The sequence below is a fragment of the Fusibacter paucivorans genome (assembly GCF_018390735.1).
In the GTDB taxonomy this organism is placed as follows: Bacteria; Bacillota; Clostridia; order Peptostreptococcales; family Acidaminobacteraceae; genus Fusibacter; species Fusibacter paucivorans.
On the sequence record NZ_JAHBCL010000001.1, the window covers coordinates 278,379 to 304,440 of the forward strand.

Genomic DNA, 26,062 nt, shown 5'->3' on the forward strand with positions numbered 1-26,062 from the left:
TATATGGTATACCAAAATGGTTATAAACATAATAGAATTATTTAAAATTTTAAATCATTCTATTACGTTTGTAAAATTACATTAAGTTTAGAGACACGCGTTTGCCTTATTTCCGATTGGTAAAGTTTGAAATCGCTTCACCTGTTTTGATCATATGCGTTTCCATTGCCTTTTTAGCATCTTCTAGGTTTCTGCTCTCGATCGCCTTTACAATCGCCTTATGTTCAATCAGCGTCGCTTTTTTTCGCGCGCCCTTCGCTAAAACTTTTAATCCCAAAAATCGAATAATGTCATTAATGTTCTTCAAGAGATTTAAAAGAACTTCATTTTTGCTCAACAGCGATATTTTGTTATGCAAACTTCGATCGAGATTCATAAATTCTATGGTATCATCGTTTTTCAGTGCCGTCTCTTGTAGCTGTACAATATCATTGAGCTCTTTAATGTCAGTATCTGTTGCATTTAAAATGGCATCTTCAATCGCCAGTACCTCTAAGGCACGCCTTACTTTTTGCACATTCGTGAAATATTCTATTTCAAATGTTCTGACTACGGCACCTTTGTAAACTTCGTAAACCACCCAACCATCACGATGAAGGAGTTGAAGCGCTTCGCGAATCGGTGTTCGGCTAATTCCCAAGACATCCGACAGACGCCTCTCATTCAATATTTCTCCTTGCGAATATACACCTGTAATGATATCTTCTTTAATCTGTTCATACACCTTGTACTTGTAAGTCGTCTGTTTTTCAATCATTGCCTCACTCCATTCCGATACAATTGCAAAAGACTGCATATTGATATACTTATTATGACACAAAAATATATTTAAGTTCAATATTGGGTTTGCAGTATTAAAATACCACAAACCCATTTGTTTAAAATAATCCCGGTAAAAACAGGACTATTTGCGGTATATAGGTGATGAGCATCAACACCAGCAGCAACACAAACAACATTGGCAGCAAGTCTGAAAATTGATCCTTCAGTGAAATTTTTGCAATTGACCCCGATACGAATAGGCAAACACCTAGAGGCGGCGTACACATACCAATGGTCAAATTTACAGCCATAATGATCCCAAAATGTACTAGGTCGATCCCAAAACTACTTGCCAACGGCAGAAAAAGCGGTGTAAAAATAACGATGGCACTGGTCGTATCAATAAACGTCCCCGCAATTAATAAGATGATGTTGATAACCAACAGCAACAGAATTTTATTGCCGATATTATCACTCAAAAATGCGCCTACTTGCTGAGGAATATTGTTAACTGTAATGACCCACGTAAACAATGATGCAAATGCTACAACCACCAGAACCTGTCCCGTAGATTTTGCTGCATCTACCAAAGCTTGCCACACATCCGCAACAGAAAGCTCTCTATAAATGAACATGCCTATCACGAGTGCGTAAAAGACCGCAATTGTCCCCGATTCAGTCGGTGTAAAGACGCCGCTTAAAATTCCGCCAATAATGATAATCGGCATTAACAGTGCTAAAAATGCATCTTTCCCTGCATGTGCCAGTTCTTTAAAAGATGCCTTTTGCGAACGGCCTATATAATTGCGCTTCTTCCCAACAATGTAGCCATGTATCATAAGGCCTAAACCCATGAGCAATCCCGGTATAAAACCGCCTATAAATAATTTTGCAACGCTGACATTTGCCATAACACCATAGATCAGCAATGGAATGCTTGGCGGAATAATAGGTCCAATAGATCCTCCACATGCTAACAAAGGTGCTGCATACGTTTTATCATAGCCCTTTTCGGCCATAACAGGAATCATAATGCCTCCAATCGCAGCCGTTGCCGCAATGGCAGACCCAGTTATCGCCGCAAAAAACATGCAAGCTGAAATACTTACCATCGCCAGTCCACTCGGCAAATGCCCCATAAGCAAATCAGCAAAATTAACGATTCGTTTTGACATTCCACCTTTCAACATCAAGCCGCCGGATAATATAAACAGTGGGATTGCTGTTAAAGCAATACTGTCTGCGCCTGTAAACATCCTTTGGACGACTACCAGCATAGGGAAACCCGCCGTATAGATTTGAGCAATTGAGACGATCCCAAGCGAAAAGGCTATTGGAAAGCCAAGTAAAAAGATAATAAATAGTGAGAGTATAATTAACATGACGCTTTTCCTCCCATCACTTCCTTATTTGGCCGAAGCGTTAAATATATATTTTGTATTTGAAAATAAAGCATCAATACAGCACTCGATGGTAATGCTAAATAATAATAAGACATCGGAATTGACAAATATGGCGCGCTTTGACTACTGCCTGAAATCATAAACACAGTGCCATAGTAGATCAAAAATGCAAAGAAAAAGCATAAAATCACATTAATGACGAGTTCCATCCACTTTCGAATTTTTGGTGAAACCATCGTAAGCATAATATCAATATTTAAATGCTCGCGTTCGCGAACACAATAGGCACCACCCCAAAAAACCAAATAGACGAAGCACAGCCTTATGATATCCTGTCCCCAAGCAATCGGTGTTTTTAAGATAAATCTCGAAATGACTTGATAAAAGGTAACAACCGATAAAAGCAAAGTGCTGCTCCCCATGATTGCTTTTATTAGCAATACAATCATCTGATCAATTTTTCTAATCATACATCCTCCAATAAGAGAGGGTTGCCCCTCTCTTTACAACCTCAAAACTTTTGGCGTATCTATTTGTTGTTCAAGATGAGTTCTACGATCTCGGGATCGACCAGTTCCTTTACTTCATCTTGTAAATACAACCCTTCGGTCGCAGTTTTAAAGCTTTCCTTTTCCGGTTCTGTTACAATCATGCCGCTTTCTTTGAGCTGTGCCAAATAATCACTTTCTTTACTGTCTACTGCCGCTCTCTGCTCTGGAATTGCTTTTTGAGCAGCATTCTCAATCGCAGTTTTTTGGGCTTCAGTCAAACCGTCAAAGAATGATTTATTCATAATCATACTGACAGCGGCATAGGTATGACCATCCAGTGTCAAATACTTTTGAACTTCATTAAACTTTGATGTGGCAATTGTTGCTATTGGGTTTTCTTGGCCATCAACCATCCCTTGCTGCAATGCCGTATAGAGTTCATTGAACGATACCGGTACTGCGAATGCCTCTAATCTATCCATCAGTGCAAACCAAATCGGCGCTTCCTGTACACGAACAGAAAGATCCTTCATATCTTCAGCCGTCTTGATTTCCCTTACATTATTCGTAAAGTGTCTAAAGCCCAATTCACCAAATCCTAAGTGAACAAACCCCGCCTCAGACATTTCATCTGCGATGGCTTCTTGAAGGACATTATCTAAAATTTGGTATGCTTGTTCCTTATCGTCAAATAAGTAGGGAATTGATAGCACTTGAAGATCCGGTACCCATGCCGGCAATGCACCATCTGACGTGACAATCGTCATTTGAATGGTACCGAGCTTGACTCCCTCAGCTGCTTCACGTTCACCGCCGAGCGCACCATTTGGGTAAATTTCGACATTGAAGCTGTCATCGCTTTCTTCCAGTGCTTCTTTGAAATATTGTGCGAGTAATGTCGATTGATGATCTTCATTGCCAACGACTGCAATTTTAACGGTCACCGGTTCTGTCGCGCTCGTCTCATCGCTAGCTGCATTCTCTGCCTGTCCTGCTTGAGATCCCTCAGCTGCTTTTTCTGCCCCACATCCTGTAAAGACACTTAAAACCATTGTTACGATTACCAATAATGCCATTATTTTTTTCAACATTAGCGTTCTACCTCCGGAATAATATCGATATCATACACCAACTCAATTTTTCGTTTTAAGACGTCATCAATCATTTCGCATTTGAAGACGTCGCCATAGACAAAACCATTAATCAGCGGTACTGTTCCCGAATAAATAATACTGTTCTGAATATTGCCAACCCTCTCATTAATTTCATTTAATATTTTGTCAGCCGGCAGGATATCTGCGAGGGTTCCGTCTTGATACATCACTTCTTTACCGTCAACAGACTGGTAAGACACGAGTCTAATCTGATCCCAGTGATCTTTTAACTCTTCAAAAGGCCAAATAGTTTTACTGATTGGCTTCGGACAAACTTGTTTTGATTTCGGAACGCTAACAGATTCAAGCCCCCTGTCCGTATGATCGCTACCCAGTCCTATATAGAGGACCCCTTCTATTAAAACCATGACATATTCAACTTCACCTGAAGTTTGAGCACCCGAAAACTTAATCGTTTCTGCCTGTGTCAAACATTCGTGAGAACATTCAAAAATAGTAGGAATTCGTTTTGGAGCAGGTACATTCAACTGTTCCTCTAACTCTTTGATATGTTCCATCGTCTTCTCGATATTTCTGCCTGCATAACCAATAACCAATAATTCGTTAAAATCAACTTGCTGAATTTTTTTTTCGGCATTTACTGCCTCAATTTCAAAATGAATCGTTCCCATACATACTCCCTATCCTAGTTGATATAATTCTGTTCTTCTGTCCTTAAAGACGTGGATGGTATTTCTAATTTCTTGAATGGTCTCAATATTTAAGATACCTTCAATCGTACATGCTTCATCGCCGCCTTCACAGATAAGATTTCCCCACGGATCAATCATTAAAGAATGTCCGCCGTACTGTGTCTCGCCTGCAACACCGCATGAATTCACCGCTACAACATAAATTTGATTTTCAATCGCTCTAGCCTTGCAAAGCGTCATCCAGTGTTCCAAGCGAACCCGAGGCCACTGCGCTACAATAAAAAGCACCTCTATGCCATCTAAAGCCAGCGTTCTAACCAATTCTAAAAATCTCAGATCATAACAGATCACAATCCCGCATTTGACATTATCCAAGTTGAATGTACAGATGTGACCGCCTTTTTCATAATACTTATCTTCGTCCATATAAGAAAATAGATGTGTTTTGTCATAATTGGCGATGACATTCCCCTCTCTATCAAATATATAGCTCGAATTAAAGCATTTCCCATCCCTAAAATCCGATACTGAACCTGCAATAATATGTTTATGGTACTTTTTAGCAAGTCTCGAGAATAGTGCTTTTGTTTTCTGTCCGTTTTGATCACAGTATTTTTCAAGATTATCTTTTGGGAAAAAACCTGTATTCCAAGTTTCAGGCAAAACAATCACATCACAATCACCTTTTGAAGCTTCTTCAACTAATTGCTCTGCTTGAAGATAATTTTGTTCCGGTTCTTCAAATATCATATTCATTTGTATCGCGGAAACTTTCATTTGGCCTCCTTTTACCTATATGATTTTTTTGACCAAGCGCTTTTGGGCATTTCGGTATTTGGTATACCACATACCAATAATAATCAATTCCCTTATCGTTGTCAATAAACATCGGCAAAATTTTATTTATATCACGACTGACTTATTCAGCTATACGCAGAAATGGCATTATTCAAATTTTATTTTCGTCACTATAATCTATATTATTTTCATGAGATGAAAATTTATATATGGTGGTGAATACTCTACGAAAGGTAATGATGCAATTTCCGTATAAAAAAATGCCGGTACCAATGTACCGACATTTCTAAAATATCTATTGAAATTACTTGTTCAATTTCTATTTCTTGATCTCTTTAAAAGCTTCCGTTTGGCTTTTAATACCTTTCTCTGCAGCAAAGCGCTCAATGCTTGATGCACCGAAAAAGCCATCAATGCCCTTTGTCTTTGCAATAACGTATGCAGCATCTTCCGGTTCCGCAATTGGCCCACCATGGCAAATAACCAGAATATCCGGATTAACTTTACGTCCTGCTTCAATAATGGCTTCAATTTTTACGATACATTCATCCAGTGTCAGCGCTGTTTGTGCACCGATCGAGCCCTTAGTCGTCAGTCCCATGTGTGCAACCAATATGTCTGCACCTGCTTCCGCCATGGCTTTTGCTTGTTCAGGGTCGAAAACATACGGCGTTGTCAAGAGGTCGAGTTCATGTGCCTTTCGAATCATGTCAACTTCGAGATCGTAGCCCATCCCCGTTTCCTCTAAGTTTTGTCTAAAGACGCCATCGATGAGGCCGACTGTCGGAAAGTTTTGAACACCGCTGAATCCCATATCTTTCAGCTGTTTCAAAAAGACATCCATCACCCTAAATGGATCAGTCCCGCAAACACCTGCCAAAACCGGCGTATCCTGAACCACCGGCAGCACTTCCGATGCCATGTCCACAACAATGGCATTGGCGTCGCCATAAGCCATCAACCCTGCCAAAGAACCGCGACCAGCCATTCTATAGCGGCCTGAATTATAGATAATCAGCATATCTGCGCCGCCTTTTTCACTGCTCTTTGCAGTGATCCCCGTACCTGCGCCGACGCCAACCAGGATATTCCCCTCTGCGATGTGTCTACGGTACATTGCCATTATTTCAAGTCTCGTCATCTTATTCATGTGAATTGCCTCCTGTTCTTCACTTTTATAAAACGAATTTTCGTTTTTAGCTTTTCTCACTTTTATAAAGCCTAGCGTTTACGCTGACTAATTTTGGCTGTGAATAGTTGTGCACTGCGCAAGCTTTAAACTTAATTTGCCTTTAAACTTAATTTGCATATCTGGTAAGATGGTATTAAATGCTCGGACGCCTATTCGTGCTATGAATCACCTTGTCGATTGGCCGCTTAATGGGCTTGCTTCGCCATTAGATCAATGAGTCTTTGTGCGGCTGTCTCTGCAAATACTTGATCATTAATGTGATTTTGCATTTCTTCAAGTGTCACAATATCGCGGTTGACATTCTTTCGAATGGTATCAAAGAGCGCTTTATCTTCTTCCGGTCCATAGAAAGCCTGTTCAGGGGCATCAATCATGGAAACCCCTTTCAGCGGCAGCATCAGCACCGTGTCGCCGCTCGCCATATTGAGTTTTTCTGCAATGATCTTGCCAAGCTGTTCGTTCTCAGTCACTGTGGTTCTCATTAGCGTTACGGTTGGATTATGTTTATAGAGATTGCGGTCTGCAAATTGCTTTGGCACGGTATCGTAAGGACCGAAGTTTACCATATCCAGCGCGCCTACGGATACAACCTGCGGAATGCCTTTCTTGCCGGCTGCTTCAAGTCGATTCGGGCCTGCGTTTAAAACGCCGCCGACCAATTCATCACACCATTCCGTCGTTGTGAGGTCGAGAACCCCTTCAATAAAGCCGCCTTCGATGAGTGACTCCATTGATTTACCACCCGTTCCCGTCGCATGAAAAGTCAGCACTTCATAACCGCGGTCTTCAAGGTATTTCCGCGCAAATTCCACACATGGCGTCGTAACACCAAACATGGTTGCCGCAACGAGCGGTTTCTTTTCGACTGTCTCCTTATTTTCGAATTTCACCATCCCGGCTATGGCAAACGCTGCATTCGCAAAGATCTTTGTGGAAATTGAATTGAGCCCCGATACATCTACCACCGACGGCATCATCACAATATCGCTAGTGCCAACATAATGTGCCGTATTGCCTGAGGCAACCGTTGAAACCATCAGTTTTGGCACACCGATGGGCAGCTCGCGCATCGCAGGCGTAACCAGCGCCGTCCCGCCGGAGCCGCCAAGCGAGAGAATTGCATCAAACTTACCTTCTTTATAGAGTTCAGGCACTAGTTTCGCCATGCCCTTTGACAGTATTTCCGTTGCATAAGCGCGATCTTTTTTCGCTGCAATTGCTTCGATTGATTCACCTACTGCACTTGCCACCGCTGCGTTTGATACATCCGGTTCAAACGTCGGTTCAAATACCCCAGTATGGATCGTATATGTTTTTAAACCCAGTCCTTCGATTAATGCCTTTACATAAGCATACTCCTGACCTTTCGAATCAAATGTTCCCGCTATTGCTACAGTCTTCATCTCAGCACCTCCAATACCAACGCAACGCAAGAATAAACCTCTGCGATTAACGTTGTTCATATATGTACAAAAAACAGTACAATCAACTACATGTTAATTGTACTGTTCTCTGCACAAGAAGTAAATGTTTCTATGTCCTTAGGTCATGTGTTTATGTCTACTTCTAAATTGTGTCGGCGACTGACCTGAATATTTTTTAAACATTTTGCTGAACTGCGCATAATCCTGATAACCGACGAGATTTGCCACGGTGACCATTGCAATTTCATCATTGGCTTTAATAATCTCCATTGCCTTGTTCATTCGGTACTGCACCAAATAAGTGGGAAAACTGCACCCAACTTCTTTTTTAAACAAATTACTCAAATGACTTCTGGAGATATAGGCCACTTTTGCCAGATCCACAAAGGAGATTTTCTGCATATAATGTTCTGCGACGTATTTTTTCACAAACTGCACATAGTCATAGTGCTTTGTAATCCCTTCGAGCATTTTTGCCATTAAATCATCTTCACTGAAATTGCCGGTGTTTTTGAATGCACGCGTGATGTTGGTTATCGATTTTTCCGAGGGAATGCGTTCAAATGAAGAACCGCCAATATAGCCGACTAGTTCTGTGTTGCTATACATGTACTGGACATCCACAGGGGTTTTCACAGGACCGCCGTAAATCATTTTGATAACATCCGGCCTTATGGCATTGCAAACGTTAAAGATACGCTGCGCTTTGACTTTAGCCGCTTCCAGCGAGAGCACTTTTTTTGCACCAAGCATGCCGCCGGCTGTAAAGCCAAGATGCGCACAGATAATATCCGCCCCGGCATTCAGCATATCGCGCGCCTGCTGCTCATTAAAAACAAAGGCAACGGTAAAGAGATCCTTTTCATGAGCAATTCGAATGGCTTCAACTTCCAGTGCATAAGAATATCCCGTTTCTTCAAGCGCTTCCCGGTATTGTCCGTCAATAAGGCCCACTGTGGGAAAATTGTTGATGCCTTCAAACCCGATCTGTTTAATGCTTTCAATATAAGGTGTCAATTCAATGGTTGGATCGGTGGCATTTAATCCGAAAAAAACGGGAATATTTTTAATAACGGGCTTAATTTCTCTGGCGCCAAACGACATGACCATTTCGTTGCTGTTGCAAAACGGCAGAAATCCAGCTGTAGAGCTTCTGCCCATCTGACGAAACTTACCCGCATTTAAGACGAGCAAGAAGTCTGCACCACCCTGTTCTGCATACTTCGCCGTGATTCCCGCGCCTGAGGCGACGCCGATGATATGATTGCCAAGCTTTAACTGTCTATGAAAGTTTTCAAGCACGTCTTTACGCGTCAGCATGCTGTTCTCCCGTCTTTAAGTATTTTGTGCATCAAACACCCCATCAATATGGATGGGTCGATGAATACAGTATCCTTGTATGTACTTACTACATCGTTATTCTATCAGGGAATGGACCGTACTGTAAATGTATGTCCGCAAATTATGGTCTAAAACTAGCGGTTACCTTCTCTTTACTTTCATTGTACATACCGCTATACTGAAAATGTTAATGTATTGATTAAATCATAAATATTGATTGTATAAGGAGAATTAAGTGTTCCGACTCTGGGGAAAAATAATGAAGCGCAATCATATTGTCAGTAGCAAGGTTTTTGAAATAGACCATGCCGACCTGAGCTTTGATGCAAAGATGGAACAAGCACTTGATGCACTATGCTACCATTTCGATATCCAAAGACCCATGTGGTTTGAAGAAAACCGCCACCATTTGACGCTTACGGGAAAAACAGAATTTAAAAACCGACATTTTATCGAAAGTATTGATTTTGACAGCTTTGTCATTGAACTCATCGAAAACGAATAGCCTATACGCCAATAAACCTCAATAGAACCTATTCGTATACCAATAGATGTGCTAATCGCGAAATAAACCTCACTTCGCGTTTCACAATTGAATACGGGGGAATCACCATGCATGATATCTACGACCAATTTCGAGATATTCTACGCAATGAATATGTCGATATCGAACTGACAAAGAAAAGACTTATCGCGCTAGAGGAGACAACACTTGCCGCAGGCGCCCAATTTGAACATTTCAGACTGGCGTGTCTGAACAATCTACAGCATCAGCACGCCGTCGCCATTGACTATGCCAATCGTTCACTGAAAATTGCCGAAACTGAAAACGACATTTTTTTGCTGGAACATACCCACACACTGCTTGGATTTATTGCTTATAATCGTGGAAACTATGAAAAGTGTATTGAGCATTATCTATCCGCGCTTCAATACGTTCAGTCTCCGAGAATCATCAATAATATCGGGGCTATTTTTGATGATTTCAATGACATGTACGAGGCTTACCGCTATTATCGACATGCAGAAGAAATCTTTGATGATCCGTTGAACTTTCGCCTTTTAGCAATTATTTACAGCAATATTGCAGAATGTCAAACCGCATTTGGCCATTATGATGAAGCCAAACGCTACCTCGAAATGTCGCAGGCGCAGATCCGAAAGTTCACGCATAGAGACGGGACCGCTTATATATACAATGCCCTCGGCGATTTGGCATTTATCCAAGGCGATTATGATACTGCTATTGAACACTACACCAAAGGTGAGGATTTTGCAAAAGATGAAGCCATTCTCGTCTACTACCGCAACTTTATTCTCAATCATGCGAAGGCACTTTACGCCAAAGGCAGTCTTACTGAAGCCAAGGCTAGAATTGCACTGTTATTCGAAAACAGTACGTATTATGCCTTTGATACCAACATCCCCGAAGTGCATGAACTCTTAGCCAAAATTGCCGACGCTGAGGGGGATCTTGAAATGGCAAATAAGCACTATAAAAAATATGTCAGGTTGATTCAAAAACGTGAAACAGAAAGTTTGCAGCATCGCAGTGAAAGCATTAAAACCGCCATTAAGTACGCTCAGCTTCACACACAATTAAGCACTTTAGATAAAATGTCAAAATCAGATGGACTAACGGGGCTGGCCAACCGTTTTGCACTTCGAGAATTTATGGATACATGGCCAGCAGTCAACTTGGAAAACCAAGCGGTCATTGCACTTTTCGATATCGATCATTTCAAATTACATAACGATTACTTTGGGCATGCACACGGCGATCGATGCCTGATGGAAGTTGCGAATATCTTAAAAACACATCTTACTTCTGAAGCCGGCGGCATCTATCGCTATGGCGGCGATGAGTTTCTCGTTGCCCTCATTGGCTCAGAATCGTTTGACGCCCCTCGATTACTGGAAAACGCTCGGCATGCAATTGCGTCGCTTGATACGGCACAGATAAAACCCATAGGTGAAAAGCGTACGGCCATTACCTGTAGCATCGGCGCTGTAACAGTGCCCATCCACAGTCAACAATCTTTTGAAGACCTCTTTGATATCGCTGACCGCGCACTTTACATTTCAAAGGATCAAGGACGCAACTGCGTCACCGTGTTATCATCAAAATAAAGGCATACGTGATTAAAATAAAATACCCGCTGGCATTTGTTTGCAGCGGGTATTATTTGTCATCATGTAACGATTTCAAGGAAGCTCGGGATAATTTCGCCTTCATAATAGAAGAGCCCCCTGCCGAGGTGATCTACATCCCAGACGCGCTGTGGATTATCGGGATATGCCGTATAGCCGCCGGCATAAACTTCAATTCTGTTACCGGATGGTTCCCAGAAGTAAATCGTCTGACCTCTTGTAATGGCATGTCGTGTCGGTCCTATGTCTTTCTTTAGACGATTGATTGCAATGAGATCTGCAACCTGACCCACATGGTTCCAGTCTTGCAGCAGGAATCCAACATGATGAATTTTGCCCGGTTTATCATATTCGACAAAGGCCAGATCATGCGGCTTGTTAGACCCTGTTATCCAAGTGGCCATGCGTTTGCCATCCGGCTTATTGCAGAGCTCCGGCACATACATATGCATGACCTCTGTGCAATAGCGTTCAGCTTCTTCAATATTCGGGCCGTAAAGGAGGAAGTGGTCAAGTCTGATGACACCCATCCCCCTAGGCGGCTCATTCCAGATATCAGGATTGATTGTGCCGGGCGTCTTTTCAGCCAAAGCGACTTCTGAATACAACTCAAAGGTATGGCCTGTACAAATTTTAAATCGATAGCGCTTACCATAACCGGGCTGATCACTATCAGCGGGGACTTCTGTAACAGTATAGCCAAATTGTTCCGTCGCCTTCACCATTTCCTGTAGTGTCTCATTCGAAGCCACTTTAAACGCAACATAATCTAGCCCCGCTTCATCTGCAAGGCGCAGCGTTACCGAATGATGATCAAATTCATCATATGTTTTAAGACATACGCGACCATCCGATGTTCGACACACTTCATCCATCCCAAGAATATCCTTATAAAACTTTAGTGTTTCGTCCAAGTCCAGCACGCGAAGTTGAATTAACCCAGGGCGCAAGCTTTGATTTAATGCCATATCATTTCCTCCTAACTGTATTTTTTAACACGCGCTAAATGCGAGTGTCAAATCACTGAGTGGTGTTATGCAACACATTAAAACAATTCCTTCTCTTTCACAATCGACTGTAACATGGGCACGGCTCATGCGCTTAAGTTGATGATATGTTCCTGACACGACACGCATTCTGCAAACCCCGCATCCCCCGCCAAAACACCCATAACGTATTGGCGCATTTTCATACCGCTGCATTGCAGCTAAAACACTTTCACCCGGCCGACACGTAAAGGCGCCGCCGTCAGGAAGCCGTATGTGAAAATGGTCATTCGTCATCTTTATTGCCTCCTTTCACAAATACTTGATCACTGAGGACCTTGCATCATTTAAAATTTAAATCCCTTCGAGAACCATTAAAGCCACCGTGCTTTGTTCAAACCCTCTAAAAAATGGTACAACAAAAACATCTCCCTAATTGTTAATTGGTAGTTTATATGATGATGTCATACTTTCAGACATCTCATCACTATTCACACTGTAAGCATTACGCTTTTGCATTACGCTTTTACATTACGTTTTTACATCTCTTTATATGTATCACGCTAGAATCTCTAGCGTTTAAACACCGGCTGCTCCATCATTAAAAAATTGTGTACCAGCGCGGCGAATTCTTCTGTTCGTTCGATCTGAGTCCAGTGGCCGCATTTTCCAAAGACGTGAAGCTGTGCATTTTCGATCATTTCAATGAGTTTCATGGAGGTTTCCAGCGGAATAACGCGATCTTCACGGCCATGGACAATCAGTGTTTGATGGCGCACTTCCCGCAAATAGATTTCATACTGCGCCATGGCTTCAACGCCTGCTTGCCTAGGTGCCGGAAACATGGATGAAAAGCTCTCTTGAAAACCTGGCTGAATACTGCCTTCATAGCGTCCCTGCGCCAGTTCCACAGGCATCAAGTCCCTGCTGTAAGCAAAAATGCCAATAAGCTCCTGCATATTTTCGATAGATGGCGTATATCCCCAGACGCGATCGAGACCGTAACTGAGTGGGAATGTCACACCCATGCTGCCCATGAGCACCAGTTTTCGAACTCTGTTTGGATATTTGATTGCCAATGCCAGTGCAATGGCTCCGCCAAAAGAATTCCCTACGATGTCAACCTGCGCCACATCCAGTGTATCAAGAAAATCGACGGATTGCTTTATCCACGCATCAAGGTTAAAAACCATGCCTTCCGGCCTGTCCGTATAGCCAAAGCCCACGAGATCAGGCGCCAGTATCCGATGTGCCGATGAGAGTATTGGAAAGAGTTTCTGCCAATTTGCCCATGCAGAAACACCTGGTCCCGAACCATGCAGCATCAGGATTGGGAAGCCTTCTCCCACATCATGATAGTTGGTCATAAAAGTGCCTGTCTGTACTGATTTTGCGATTTCTGGTCTGTCTTTCATTTCTAACACCTCTTTTTATGTAATTTATCTATCACTTATACCATCATGCATCTTATGTCTCAGCATCATGCATCTTATGTTTCAGCAACATGCATCCTGTGTTTTAGCATTATGGTATCTTTTGCCCTTACACGCTGATTTGCTGCATCGCTTTTGAGATTTCGTCTGCGGTTCTCACCACACTGGCCTTCACTTGCCCTAGCTTCGTTCCCTTCATGTCTGCCAACAATCCCGACACGCTAACCGCATATCGCACGTGATTTCTGCCGTCAAATATTGGCGCAGCGATACAGCGGATACCTTCCATGATCTCACCGTCATCCATTGCATACCCTTGGTCCCTAATAGCGCTGAGATCTTTCTCGAGCAATGGAAGCGTCGTAATGGTTCGATCTGTAAACCGTTTAAGGCCATGCTTCCGGATAATAAAATGCATCTGATCGGATGGCATATACGCAAGAAGCACTTTGCCGAGCCCCGTACAGTGCAGCGGCAGCCGACCGCCTATTTCAGATACAAGGCGTATGAGATGCAATGAATCAATCTTGTCGAGATAGAGAACCTCACCCTTATCTTCCGTCCCAAGCTGTACCATCTCGCCAAGTGTTTGATTGAGTTTTTGTATGTATGGTGATGCGACTCCTCGTATATCCCACATGCGGCCGACATGCATGCCCAGCTCAAAAAACCGAATACCCAGACGGTATCGTCCTGTCTCTGGCGACTGATCCACATAACGGTACTGAACCAGTGTTGACAGCAGGCCGTGCACGGTACTCTTCGGCCAATTCAAAGTCCTTGAAATCTCTGTGAGCGAATATTCTCTCGGCTCCTTGGCCAATTCTTCCACCAAAATAAAAGCGCGCTCAACTGATTTGACATGAGCAGATTTTTTAGCGTCACTTGTAATGCTTTGCATTAATCCTCACCCCCCATGGTTAGGAAATCATTGTACGCTTATATGAACATTATATCATTCCAAAAAATACGCTTCAACGAATCTGTTCCCACATATCGAACGATGGTTCACGATAAGCGAATTTATGTAATTATTTCATATTTGTTATCGCTATAACTATGATTTTATATAAATTTACCCTTGTTTGCTAAATAAAAACGATTTTCATCGCACCTTTTAAGGCATTTACCGTTGTAGAATTTATTGAGATAGACCTCTTGAGATAGATTTTTTCAGGGGATTTTGGGGGATTTTAGCGAATGATTTGGTAAAAAAAATATTGTGGTACTTTTACGTTTAGGGCTTCTTGACTATTTGAGAAACTGAAAAAGCCCCCATTATTTTATATTTATATACATTATTGCCATATTAAGGTATGCTATTTGTGAATCGGTGGTTAAAAAAGTCATCATAAAAAGCCATGGCGTTCGCTTCTTCTACTACTATAAAAATAGTAATCAAAACCTTATTTAGACTAAAACAGAAAGGAGGAACTATGCTGCTGTTATTATCTCGTTACGATAATGAAACGAGATCAAAACTTGAATCACTTTACCATACATATCAAAAAATACTTTTTATTGTCGCCTACGACATTTTAAAAGACACCTATGAAGCACAGGACATTGTTCAGGAAACCATTATTAAAGTTTCAAAACACCTTGATAAAATCGATGGCATTGACAGCAAAAGAACCAAAGCATATCTCTGCATGATCGCACGAAATCTTTCTATCAATGCCTATCATAAGAAAAAGAAACTGTATTTACACAGTTCCAATACGATAAATGCACAATTAGAAATTGACACATTGCTTTGCGAAGATTCTTATGACCTTGCCTTAACTAAGGAGATGCTTCATGAACAACTCAGAAATATTAATCCGCGTTATGCAGAAATCATTACGTTAAGATTCTATTACGAACTTGAAATTTCAGAAATCAGCGATCTGTTAAACATTTCGAATAATAATGTCAGCGTTCGCATTTCGAGAGCCTTAACTGCGCTTAAAGAATTGGCAAAGAAGGAGGACTTGATTATTTAATACATGAATTCTCAAACGAAACCGAGATGAATACGCCAAAAACGCTTATAGCAAATTTTGCGATGTAGTAGAGACGCTTTGTATAATATGCCTGCATTATATGCTGCAAAGGAAGCAAGCGTAAAATAGTCTTTACCGCGCATCTATTCAACCTCAATCACAGTCATCCCCTCTTCTTCAAAGGTATCAGCGCTACAGCCGCAAACCGCCTTGCGTTCTTCATAGATGCGTTTTAAGGTATCATTTCATCGCCTTTCTCCTTTATCATTTTTAGCATGCTTCTCATTTAAAGCTGCATTGATTAATTCTGCAAAGATCTGATGAGATGGGAATGTGGATGACATTTACAATCCGTTTTGTCGCCTAATGATTGCCGCCAGTGCTGCTGATGTTTCCGGCAATTCTTCTAATTCAAAATAGCGACCTGAAAAGTCACCCTCACGGTGAAAGTCTGAACCCCATAAAGCAATCACCCCTGCCCTTTCAGCTGCTTCCCGTGCCAATTCATTTCTCGAATCATGTCGTGGATTGCCGTTAAATACTTCGATGCCGTGCAGCAATGCCGTATCAGCCAGTGTGCAGCCGTCTCGAAAAGGATGCGCCTGAACGATGAGCAGTTGATAGTCCTTCGCCAATTCATAAAATGCTGCCAGTGTCAGCATATAAACCCATGGGTGATGATATAAAAAAGCCTCATCAATCCCATAGACGAGAAAATCATTGTCATTGCCGGGAAAGCGGATCTCCATGCCGAGAATCACCTTAAACTTACTTTCGCCCACAGATTCTACTGCCGCCCGATAACCTTTCAAAAAGGCATTGCAAATGTCCGGCCACCGATCCGGTTCCGGCACGCCCCATTCATAGGCACTAAAATGATCGGTTACGACAACACCATCATAGCCCGATGCCATATAGGTCTTTACACTATCCTTTGCCGGTACTTTTCCGCACTTGCTCGATTCATCTGTATGAAAGTGCATTTCAAATTTATATTTTTTCAAATTAATCTCCTCTGATAATTACATCCTATTCTTTTGTTGATCCTTTGCCATCATATGTTGCATTTCGATCCTCTAAAAAGATATACCGACTGTCGCAAAAGGATGCTATTTGGATGACTCAATTGCCGCATCTCTTTAAATTTATGTTATGAAATAATCGAAACAGCCTTTAAAACGCCTAAATATGATAAAATGAACGTGATATCTTTCAATTTCGGAGGCAGGCACATGGCTCAATTTCAATTCCCTGATAAAAATTATACCAAAAATGAAGTTAGAATTTTAAACTATATTACTGCCAATCCCGCTGACTTTGTTCAGCTCTCCATAGGTGAAATCGCCAAAAAGCTTGGCAATTCTGAATCAACCATCTCACGTTTCGCGAGACACACCGGTTATTCTGACTTTAAGGAACTTCGCAACGCCGTATTAAGACATTTGGAAGAGCAGCGATCACCTGCCGACAAGCTTAGCCAAAGCCGCATGCTTCAACAAACATCCTCCCTGACAGATATTATGAGATATCAGCAGTACTGCATCGAAAAAACGTTGGCCTTTCTGGATCAGGAGCAGGTCAGCGCTACGATCTCAGCGATTTTTGATGCCAAGACGATTTATATTTATGCGAAGGGCGCTTCACTCGCCATTGCACAACTTTTAAAATTCAGGCTGTCCCGCTTTGCTTTTCAAGTAATATTGCTGCCATCAGGCGGTTCAGAGCTCTTTGAAGTTATGAACTTTATTAGCAAAGACGATCTTGTTTTTATCATAGGCTTTCAAAAAACGCCTCAGGAGGCCAAGGTTCTGCTAAAACATCAGAATATCGTCCCTTACAAAACGGTTCTCATTAGCAGCCGACTTTATTCAAAGTCAAAATCGACGGCAACCTACCATTTATACACTTACCGCGGTGAACCAAACGAATATCATTCCCTCGCCGTACCCACCGCGTTAATTGACGCCATTATCTTAATGGTTGCCCAACGGCTGGGCGATCAGGCAACGCAGCACTTAGAAGACTTACACGCCTTGAAAGAGCAGTATAAAGAGGATATTCCAAGATAATGTTATCCAAATGATAAAAAAGTCAATCCTTTGGCGGTACGCTGTGTATTAGCACCGTTTTCAGGACTGACTTTTAATATTTTTTGTCCTATTTATTTGGGCTTAGATTATGCCAGTATGCCCAGAAATCCGATACATCCAAATAGTGTTCATAAATACCCGCCAGATCTGAAGGAACGGTATTGCTGTCTGCTAGCGTAAATGGGTTTTTATCATTCACGAAATCATTACGCGTCGACCAGCTGCCCTCTTTCATCAGTTTGGCATAGCCGTCATTATCGCCGTTTTCACCACCGCACATATACCAGATAAACAATCGTGCACCCGCTGGGTGATCAGAGCCTGTCGTCGTATAAGCATAACTGGTGTTTTGCAAGCTCACAAATGGCGCTAGGTCAGTAACCCATGCAATGGCATACCCATTTTCATCGCGATTGCCGATTTTTCCTGCGGAAGATAAACCAATTGCCGGTTTTTCAGCCGTTGAGTTATCGACTGCCTGTACGATTTCATCCCCATCGGAAATAAACGTGATCTTAAGTTGTGACAGGCGATATAAGAGTTCATAACCAGCATTATTGGGTTCAACGCCCAATGCATCTGCATCGTAAGTGTAATCAATCGCTTTGCCATATTTTGCTTTGTATGCTTCTTCGAGTCCTTCAGGGTTTGCAACAAAATGGCTGTAAAGCGCTAGATAAGTTGCTTCCGATCCAATTTCCTTACCGTATAAGTCATACTTTTGTGTACCGTCAGCATTGCACTCTACAATGTCCCACCAATTATTAATAGGCGCGCCGTCAGGATAAGTATCTGTATTGTAAAACCAGTAAGAAATGGAGCTATAAAGCGGCATACCATATGTCATTAGATTTTCATCAATGTTTGCACAAATATCATCAGGATAATATGCCTCTAAATATTTGCCATAGTAATTAAATGCAATGTCGCCGCGTGCATCTGAATCTTGAATGACATCACACATCAAATTGCCTGAATCAACTTCGGTAACGACTTTTGTAATACTCTCACCACCATCGAGATCTGTTACCTCTACTTCAAGGTCAGGATACACTTCCATAAAGGCTTTTGCTACTTTTGCCACCTTGCTTGATGTGCTGTAAACAATAATTTTACCGTCTTCTTTTTTTGCCTGTGCATAGAGCTCATCTGCACTCATCGCATTGTAGTGTGCATCTGTCGGTACAGACACCGTCGGTACTTCAACTGGTTTCGCCTCTACGTCTAAGTTCGTTTCTGCTTCAGGGGCACTTGATTCAGATACTGTCGCCGCAGGCGCCATTGCTTTGGCTACCGCTGTTGATCCCTCTCCCGAACTGTTGCCACAGCCGGTAAATGACAGCATCATACTCATCGCCATAATGATTGCTGCAAATCCCTTCAACTTTGCTTTAAACATGCTCTTTTCTCCTTTTTTATTGTACGTTATACATTGACTTGTAGGTCTTACAAGTAAATTGACAGTTCAAGAATACCGTCCAAGAAAACGACTATTGTCCTGCACATTTGATCAATTGACCACTTGCTTTCGCATACACATTGCACCGCTCAGGTTTAATCTCCAAATACACGGTCTGACCTACGCGGTATCGTTCCATGCCGATTTCTTTGATCATAAGTGATTCTTCTCCAATTTTTACGGTAATCAATGTTTCTGAACCCGCAAACTGATTGGTATCGACAATTGCCGGAATTAAGGTTTCACCCTGCGCTTCTGCAATCGTGATCTGCTCCGGTCTAATGCCAATGATACAGGCAAAGTCTTTCTCTACTGGTATTTCATCCGTAAATGCTTCACGATCGAATTCATAGTCGCCTAATGAACATGCAATTCGAATACCATCCTTTATTTTCTTTCCCATTGCTTCGATAAAATTAATCCTCGGATTTCCTATAAAATCTGCATTGACTAAATTTACAGGATTCATATACAATTCTTTCGGTGTGGCCAGCTGTGTGATACACCCTTTGGAAAACACAGCAATCTTCGTCGACATGGTCAATGCTTCAACCTGATCATGGGTGACATAGACAATCGTCGTTCCCAATTCCTGATGCAGGCGTTTCAATTCCACTCTCATATCCATTCTCAACTTGGCATCCAAATTGGACAATGGTTCGTCGAGAAGCAGCAGCTGAGGTGAATAGGCGATTGCTCTGGCAATGGCAACGCGTTGCTGCTGACCGCCTGACAGCTCATTGGGATAACGCTTTGCGAGTTCACCAATATGCATGCGTTCTAAAGCATGCGTTACGTGTTTCGTTATTGCCATACTGTTTAACTTTTTTATTTTCAAGCCAAAGGCAACATTTTCAAAAACCGTCAAATGCGGCCAAAGTGCATAGCTTTGGAATACCAGATTCAGATTTCGCTCAGAGGGTTCCGAGTAAAATGCCGTTTCACTGTTGATTTTCTCTTCACCATCAATGAGCAATCGACCGCTTTCAGGTCTTTCAAGCCCGGCAATAACCCTTAGCGTCGTCGTCTTCCCACAGCCTGAGGGCCCGAGCAGCGTCATAAAGTCTCCGTCTTCAATGGTTAAATTAATGTCTTTTAACACGTGATTACTGCCGTAATGCTTGTTGATATGCGCTAATTCAATTCGGCTCATTTTAATATCCTCTCCCATTATCCCCAGCTCTTGCTAAGGTCTGTTCCCGTTATTTTCGATGCCGTCAAATAAGTGACGAGTACAAATGCCAATACGATTACTGAAATAGCATCTGCCATTTGCGGCAGGACTTCTTTGCTGTATTCAAAAGCCAGATAGGACAGCGTATTATTCGATGGCGTCATAAAAAGAATAATTAAGTCGAGTTCCTTGGCAATACTGATGAAAACCAATAAGAAACCGGATAAAAAACCATTTTTGGCCAGTGGTATGACAATTTTCGTCATCCGACGAACAAAACCGCTTCCTGCCACATCTGCAGCCTCTTCCAAACTCTTGCCGATCTGAAGCATATTTGCGGTTCCCGATCGGCTGGCAAATGGGATGTGCTTCACGACTGTCGCCAAAAGAATAATGGTAAAAGTCCCATACAACGATGGTATTGGGCCATATGATCGGCTAAACATGGATAGATAAATTGCTGAGAACGCCACTGCCGGCATTAAATACGGCAGAAAAATCAATTGTTCGACAAGGTTGCCATACCATTTGCCGCGGCCTCTCGAACAAATATAGCCGAGCAACTGGCCACAAAATGCCGTGATCACGGAACCGATAATGGTCAGTTTTACCGTATTGTAAAGCGCTTTGAAAAAAGCTTCATTTCTAAAGATCCCCGCGTAGTTAATCATGCCCGATGCATCTTCCAATCGACCGATCCAATTATAGAGGGTAAGATTGTCGAGGCCGTACCCCCTGCCGGTATTCACTTGGAATGTCTCCATGAGTAAGATGAAAAGCGGCACGATCATCGCCACAAACAGAAAGATGCCTAAAACGGTCATAATGCTGTATTTGCTTTTCCCAAGTCGTATGGATGTAGAACGATAGCCCTTCCCGCCAATGGTTTCATAGGATTTCCGCGTCCCAATAAAGATCTGATTGGCAATAATGGTACCGGATGCAAGTGTAATCAGTAAAATCGCCATGCAATAACCAACTTGTGCTGAACCCGTGCCAATAAAATCGTGCATTTTCGTTGCCAGTGTATAATAACTGATTCTCAATCCGAGATTTGCCGCGACACCATATGAGCCAATCGCTTTGCTAAAAGTCATAATGGCAGAAGACAAGACGGCGGGCATCACCATGGGCATTGTAATTTGTTTGAGAATATCCATTTTTTTTGCACCCTGAATTTCAGCCATTTCTTCAAGTTCACTGTTCACCGACCGAAGCGCACCGCTCACCATAATATATGTAAATGCATAATAGTGAAGCACCATACATAAAATAATGGCGGTTGGTCCATAGGCCAACCAATCCGGTACATTAATCCCCAAGCCAGCTAAAAACCCCGGCGCTCCGCCTCTGCCATTTCTAAAAACAGCCAGCCACGCCATGGATTTACACCATGAAGGAATCATGTAGGGGATCATGATGCCAATGGTCAGCCATTTCTTCCCCGGTAAATCACTCCTTACCATAAGCCATGCCAGACCGAATCCCAAAGGCACTGCCAAGACGGTGACAAAAAACGCGATGGTTAGCGAATGTTTAAACGGCGTTATCAAGTGTGCGGCAGATAATTTACTGGCTAATAGATACTGCCAGTAGTATAAGGTGAAGTCACCCACCTCTTTACCGCTAACCCTGCGAAGTTCGTTTGCCGAAAGCACAAATGTGTTTTTTACCATAAAGATCATAGGCAATACAATGAGTAAAAATAGTGAGATCAACGAAAGTAAAATAATCATATGATAAGGATTTTTGACGATATCTTTAATTCTATTTTTGATACGCGTCTTCGCCACTGCGGCCTTGCTGGACATAATCGCCTCCGGTCTATCGCTTTAACAAAATGTCTACATAATTGCCGCCAAGTGCATGTACCGCTTTTAATGATTTTTTGATGCAGGTTGCAGCACTTACTTTTAACGGCAAGTCGTTTGAGATGACGATGTTATAATCGCCTTTTGCGATGGCACTTCTCAGTGCATCAAAAGTTGTTATTTCACTTTGAAAAACATTGTAAATACAGCCATACTGAAAGCTCTGGTGTGTATCGCTGCCTGCGACGATTGGCTTATGATACTTTTCCCCCAAATCTTTTATTTGCTGAAAGTTTGTCTCACCAATGCCATGCATATCTTTGCCGTTTAGGTCAAAGAAATCGAAGGCATCTGGGAAGATCGGTATAAGTTCGGGCAAATTGCCGCCCTTTCGGAATGGGTGCGCTGCACCAAATATGAAATTTCTTGCTTTCACCTCACTGACAACCTGTTCCAGAGAGAGAAAATGTCCCTTTTCCTTATACGGCGCTAACGATTCGTTAAATTTGATAATCGCTGACATATCACCTAAAACCAATGTATGACCGCCTTCATCAATATCCATCTCCATGCCGGGTATAATAAGCACGCCGGAAGGTGCCCTATAGAAGTCGCCAACCTTTTGATAATGATCCCTGATATAAGCATAAACCTCTCCAAATCCAATGGTGTTAAAGTGCTCTGTCAGGCATATTGCGTCAAGCCCCGCCGTCTTTGCCTCTCCAAAGAGATAAGCCATATAGTCCTCTGAAAAAGGAACGTGTTTCGTTAATTTACCATGTGTGTGAAAGTCAATTTTCATTATTCGTTTATGCACCCTTTCTTTTTTGTCAATTCTATACACTCAATGTTTAATCGAATGCAAATTTATGTAAAATGAAAGTTAAATTCCATAAATGCATATAATGAAAATTAATTTTCATAGCATGCCAAATTTTCTATCTTTGCTAAAGAAATGGCATCATAACCTTTAGCCAATCCCTCATCACAATAGGTCGAATTCCCACCCTGCAACAGCAAAACATATTGCTAGAAAAAATCTAAATTTGAAGTATGCCTTTTCCTCAACAAAATCTTTTTAACATAAAAATAAGTGCAAATGCTTTTGCACAAATAATGTGCTTAGCACTTACACTTTTTTGTATTAAATCAAATTTTAGTGCTGATGGTAGCTGTTTACCTGTGATCACCACTACACTGCAATTAAGAAAAGACCAGTACCACTTTTTAAGATACTGATCTTTATGTTGAATCTTTAGTATTAGATTATTTAGGCATTATTTTATCTTCCTATACGCTCTTTCTATTTGGGGAAATTGCATCATCTAAATTTTGTTTTTCCATTATACTGTTTATTTATTTACGACATTTTCAATAAAACGTCTCAAATAGGATGCACACTCTGCACGCGTGATTACTGTTTTAGGATGAAGCATATGCAATGCATCCCCTGTTACAACCCCCGCAGCGGATAAGTGATCAATAGAATCTTTTGCCCAAAAGCTAATGATGCCACTGTCTTCATATATGCCGTTATCATCTGTTTCATTAAGCTCAAAGCCTTTGTAATCCGCAAACTGCGAAAGAATGACAGCCATTTCTTCACGTGTAATGAGATCCTTTGGTGCAAAGATACCATTGCCGCGCCCACTGATAATGCCTGCCTGTAGCGCCCATGTTAAGTAGGGCTCATACCATGAGCCAGCTGCGACATCGATAAAACCAGCGCGTCCATATTTTGTCGCATCGATTCCACTTAATTTACCGATAACCGTGACAAACATTGCTCGTGTTAACGCTTCATCCGGTGCAAAGATATCGACATCGGTTCCGCTAAATAATTTTCTTGCTGAAACAAACAAGATGTCCTCTTTAGCCACATGTGTTTCGATATCCTTGAAGCTAACGCGGTTCAATTTAAACCAGTAAGATTTACCTTCTTCAGAGCGCCATTTAAGTTCGTCGTCAGTGATCGCAGAAAATTTTACGACCTTTTCTGTTTCATCTTCTGTATAATACGGCAGCAGCATTGTTTGTATCTCGGGATCTTCAAGATCGGAATCTAAATTGACCACTTGCGCAGTACTCTTATCGGCATTCGCCACGATCCTCTCAGCCACCGCATCGTTTTCAATGTGTATGATCGTTGCATTTAAATCGCTGCCGCTGATTTTGTCTTTTTTCTTCTTGTCATGATCATTCTCAGGTCTTTGTGTTGAGACAATGGCATACGTTGAAAAACGATCGGTTTCAAACCTTATTTTCGTGCCGTTATCAATGACTTGAGACGGTAAAACCTCCAGTTCACCATTGTGCTCACGTACAATTTTATACGTAAAATTTCCTTGTATCTCAGATGGAATGCTAAGTGTTATAAACACGGGCTGCTGTACATTATTGATACTCTCTGTTGCTTCGGTTGATGCTCCAAGAACTGTCGTGGTAACGATTTTCTCAAGTGCAATATCCAAGAATGCCAGTGTAGCCGTTGGTGCTATTTGCTGCACTTCATCGGCACATTTCACCTCCGTCGCATCTTTTTCTTCGACGATCATTTTAACCATGACATCAACCGTTGTGTTTGGGTTTTGAGACGTTGCAACTTCAAGGCTTAAATCGACGGCATTCAGTAGATTGCTCTCTTCGACATCTGTTTGAATTTCGCCTTTGCTTTCGACGACGCCTACAAAACTTGAATTTACAATCTTGATGGCAAATTCATTGTTGCCTTCATCTCCTAGTGAGACAGTTACGGTCGCTTCACTTTTGTCCTGCGGCAACATGACGTCAAATGAGGTTTTGTCTTCTGATAGTGAAACCGTTCCAACTGTGGTAGACACTTTTATGATTTCAGGCGTTGCATTCATTAACGGCGTCACTTTTAGTTTGACAAAGTAATCTTTGCCATTCTCTGTATAGTTTGCTTTGACAATCACATTTTGCTGATTCGAAATGGTTTTGTCTGCAACGGTTGATATGGTTTCACTGCTTTCGGCTGTATCAGCTGCACCTTTTGAAATCACTTCTACTTTATAATCGAAAATGCTGATTTCGCTGTCCGGGATAATGGTTTTCATTGCTGTTTTGAATTGCCAGTTGTCTTTTCCGCCAAAAGATTCAGATTTATTGCCGGCACGGTCTGTGACAAACCCTTCATCTACTGTTAAATAGTACGCTGTTGTATCTGTCAGCATTTCCGGCAGCGTAATGATCACGTGCTTGTTCTCATCCGCCAGTTTTACCCGATTATTGCTGCTGTGTATTTGCCATACCTTTGCGTCTGTCAGAAGATTGTAAATCGTTAAATAGCCGTCACCCTTCAGAAGTGGTTCATCTGACGAAAAACGGATGATTGGGTTCGCACTTTGATCTTCTGAAAGGTTTACAGGTGATAAATCCATCATATTTGGCAAAGTCTGATCAATTTTAACTTTGTAGGTAATGATATTGCTCTCAATGTCGCTACCACTGATGCATTTAAATTGGTATATTGCATTGGTTTCGCCATCAATTGCGTACGTATTGTCCACCAGCGTCTTATAAGCACCTCCGTCGATACTCACCATGAAAGTCGTGTCTGAAATCTGAGTGGTTGTGTTTCCAAGTGTGAAGATAACATTTCCATTCGTCCATGTGTCCGAGGTATAAGCTTCACCATCGGAAGTTCCCTTGTTCGCTGATACCGCTAGAGCAGGCGTTGCTTTGTCAACTTTTACGGTATAGGCGGCACTTGTCGTTGAGCGATTACCCGCATT

At 41.9% G+C, this 26,062-nt stretch carries 23 protein-coding genes; 4 read left to right on the forward strand and 19 right to left on the reverse strand.

From position 1 onward, the window contains the following. Positions 1 to 106: 106 nt before the first annotated feature. From KHM83_RS01150 to KHM83_RS01190, 9 genes are all read right to left on the reverse strand, one after another. Positions 107 to 757 carry a GntR family transcriptional regulator gene (locus KHM83_RS01150; RefSeq protein WP_213235058.1) on the reverse strand — a complete coding sequence of 217 codons (651 nt, stop codon included), beginning with the start codon at positions 755 to 757 and terminating at the stop codon, positions 107 to 109. 121 nt (positions 758 to 878) lie between these two features. Then, positions 879 to 2,144: a TRAP transporter large permease gene (locus KHM83_RS01155; RefSeq protein ID WP_213235059.1), complete on the reverse strand. Its 1,266-nt coding sequence runs from the start codon at positions 2,142 to 2,144 to the stop codon at positions 879 to 881. Continuing rightward, positions 2,138 to 2,635 (reverse strand): TRAP transporter small permease, encoded by a 498-nt coding sequence (locus KHM83_RS01160; protein ID WP_213235060.1) that lies wholly within the window; start codon positions 2,633 to 2,635, stop codon positions 2,138 to 2,140. The genes KHM83_RS01155 and KHM83_RS01160 overlap by 7 nt, the downstream gene beginning before the upstream one ends. Before the next feature lie 59 nt (positions 2,636 to 2,694). Then, the gene (gene dctP, locus KHM83_RS01165) at positions 2,695 to 3,747 is read right to left on the reverse strand and encodes a TRAP transporter substrate-binding protein DctP (protein ID WP_213235061.1); all 1,053 of its coding nucleotides are present in this window, start codon (positions 3,745 to 3,747) and stop codon (positions 2,695 to 2,697) included. Beyond that, entirely contained in the window at positions 3,747 to 4,442 is a 696-nt protein-coding gene (locus KHM83_RS01170) for a DUF2848 family protein (protein WP_213235062.1), read from the reverse strand. The genes dctP and KHM83_RS01170 overlap by 1 nt, the downstream gene beginning before the upstream one ends. Positions 4,443 to 4,451: 9 nt before the next feature. Continuing rightward, positions 4,452 to 5,240, reverse strand: a complete 789-nt coding sequence (locus tag KHM83_RS01175; protein WP_213235063.1) for a carbon-nitrogen family hydrolase — start codon at positions 5,238 to 5,240, stop codon at positions 4,452 to 4,454. A 340-nt stretch (positions 5,241 to 5,580) separates the two neighbouring features. Continuing rightward, positions 5,581 to 6,411, reverse strand: coding sequence for a phosphoenolpyruvate hydrolase family protein (locus tag KHM83_RS01180; protein WP_213235064.1), 831 nt, complete (start codon positions 6,409 to 6,411; stop codon positions 5,581 to 5,583). A gap of 227 nt (positions 6,412 to 6,638) precedes the next feature. Beyond that, a complete protein-coding gene (locus KHM83_RS01185; RefSeq protein WP_213235065.1) occupies positions 6,639 to 7,856 on the reverse strand; it encodes a Tm-1-like ATP-binding domain-containing protein in 1,218 nt (405 codons plus the stop codon). Positions 7,857 to 7,994: 138 nt separating this feature from the next. Beyond that, the gene (locus KHM83_RS01190; RefSeq protein WP_213235066.1) at positions 7,995 to 9,197 is read right to left on the reverse strand and encodes a phosphoenolpyruvate hydrolase family protein; all 1,203 of its coding nucleotides are present in this window, start codon (positions 9,195 to 9,197) and stop codon (positions 7,995 to 7,997) included. Between the two features lie 280 nt (positions 9,198 to 9,477). Here KHM83_RS01190 and KHM83_RS01195 point away from each other — a divergent pair, with 280 nt between their 5' ends. Together KHM83_RS01195 and KHM83_RS01200 are read left to right on the forward strand one after the other, a co-directional pair. Continuing rightward, positions 9,478 to 9,723, forward strand: a complete 246-nt coding sequence (locus KHM83_RS01195) for a hypothetical protein (RefSeq protein WP_213235067.1) — start codon at positions 9,478 to 9,480, stop codon at positions 9,721 to 9,723. A gap of 107 nt (positions 9,724 to 9,830) precedes the next feature. Continuing rightward, positions 9,831 to 11,348: a tetratricopeptide repeat-containing diguanylate cyclase gene (locus KHM83_RS01200; protein WP_213235068.1), complete on the forward strand. Its 1,518-nt coding sequence runs from the start codon at positions 9,831 to 9,833 to the stop codon at positions 11,346 to 11,348. 62 nt (positions 11,349 to 11,410) lie between these two features. Here KHM83_RS01200 and KHM83_RS01205 read toward each other — a convergent pair whose 3' ends face one another. From KHM83_RS01205 to KHM83_RS01220, 4 genes are all read right to left on the reverse strand, one after another. Then, positions 11,411 to 12,337 carry a catechol 2,3-dioxygenase gene (locus KHM83_RS01205; RefSeq protein ID WP_213235069.1) on the reverse strand — a complete coding sequence of 309 codons (927 nt, stop codon included), beginning with the start codon at positions 12,335 to 12,337 and terminating at the stop codon, positions 11,411 to 11,413. 24 nt (positions 12,338 to 12,361) lie between these two features. Beyond that, on the reverse strand, positions 12,362 to 12,652 hold the full coding sequence (locus KHM83_RS01210; protein ID WP_213235070.1) for a 2Fe-2S iron-sulfur cluster-binding protein: 291 nt from the start codon (positions 12,650 to 12,652) through the stop codon (positions 12,362 to 12,364). A 275-nt stretch (positions 12,653 to 12,927) separates the two neighbouring features. Next, positions 12,928 to 13,770 (reverse strand): alpha/beta fold hydrolase, encoded by an 843-nt coding sequence (locus tag KHM83_RS01215; RefSeq protein WP_213235071.1) that lies wholly within the window; start codon positions 13,768 to 13,770, stop codon positions 12,928 to 12,930. Positions 13,771 to 13,897: 127 nt separating this feature from the next. Further along, entirely contained in the window at positions 13,898 to 14,689 is a 792-nt protein-coding gene (locus KHM83_RS01220; protein ID WP_213235072.1) for an IclR family transcriptional regulator, read from the reverse strand. A gap of 535 nt (positions 14,690 to 15,224) precedes the next feature. On the opposite strand from KHM83_RS01220, the gene KHM83_RS01225 reads away from it, so the two are divergent. Then, entirely contained in the window at positions 15,225 to 15,773 is a 549-nt protein-coding gene (locus KHM83_RS01225) for an RNA polymerase sigma factor (RefSeq protein ID WP_213235073.1), read from the forward strand. 344 nt (positions 15,774 to 16,117) lie between these two features. Here the strand turns inward: KHM83_RS01225 and KHM83_RS01230 are convergent, their stop codons facing one another. Further along, positions 16,118 to 16,777 carry a PHP domain-containing protein gene (locus KHM83_RS01230; protein WP_213235074.1) on the reverse strand — a complete coding sequence of 220 codons (660 nt, stop codon included), beginning with the start codon at positions 16,775 to 16,777 and terminating at the stop codon, positions 16,118 to 16,120. Positions 16,778 to 17,005: 228 nt separating this feature from the next. On the opposite strand from KHM83_RS01230, the gene KHM83_RS01235 reads away from it, so the two are divergent. Further along, complete coding sequence (locus KHM83_RS01235; protein ID WP_213235075.1) at positions 17,006 to 17,842, forward strand: MurR/RpiR family transcriptional regulator; 837 nt, start codon at positions 17,006 to 17,008, stop codon at positions 17,840 to 17,842. 88 nt (positions 17,843 to 17,930) lie between these two features. On the opposite strand, the gene KHM83_RS01240 is transcribed toward KHM83_RS01235, so the two are convergent. The 5 genes from KHM83_RS01240 to KHM83_RS01260 all read right to left on the reverse strand — a co-directional run. After that, positions 17,931 to 19,262 (reverse strand): extracellular solute-binding protein, encoded by a 1,332-nt coding sequence (locus tag KHM83_RS01240; RefSeq protein ID WP_213235076.1) that lies wholly within the window; start codon positions 19,260 to 19,262, stop codon positions 17,931 to 17,933. 91 nt (positions 19,263 to 19,353) lie between these two features. Continuing rightward, the gene (locus KHM83_RS01245; RefSeq protein WP_213235077.1) at positions 19,354 to 20,475 is read right to left on the reverse strand and encodes an ABC transporter ATP-binding protein; all 1,122 of its coding nucleotides are present in this window, start codon (positions 20,473 to 20,475) and stop codon (positions 19,354 to 19,356) included. A gap of 17 nt (positions 20,476 to 20,492) precedes the next feature. Then, on the reverse strand, positions 20,493 to 22,307 hold the full coding sequence (locus KHM83_RS01250; RefSeq protein WP_213235078.1) for an ABC transporter permease: 1,815 nt from the start codon (positions 22,305 to 22,307) through the stop codon (positions 20,493 to 20,495). Between the two features lie 13 nt (positions 22,308 to 22,320). After that, positions 22,321 to 23,109 (reverse strand): PHP-associated domain-containing protein, encoded by a 789-nt coding sequence (locus tag KHM83_RS01255; protein ID WP_213235079.1) that lies wholly within the window; start codon positions 23,107 to 23,109, stop codon positions 22,321 to 22,323. Positions 23,110 to 23,659: 550 nt separating this feature from the next. Continuing rightward, on the reverse strand, positions 23,660 to 26,062 hold a 2,403-nt coding region (locus KHM83_RS01260; RefSeq protein WP_213235080.1), incomplete at its 5' end, for an S-layer homology domain-containing protein.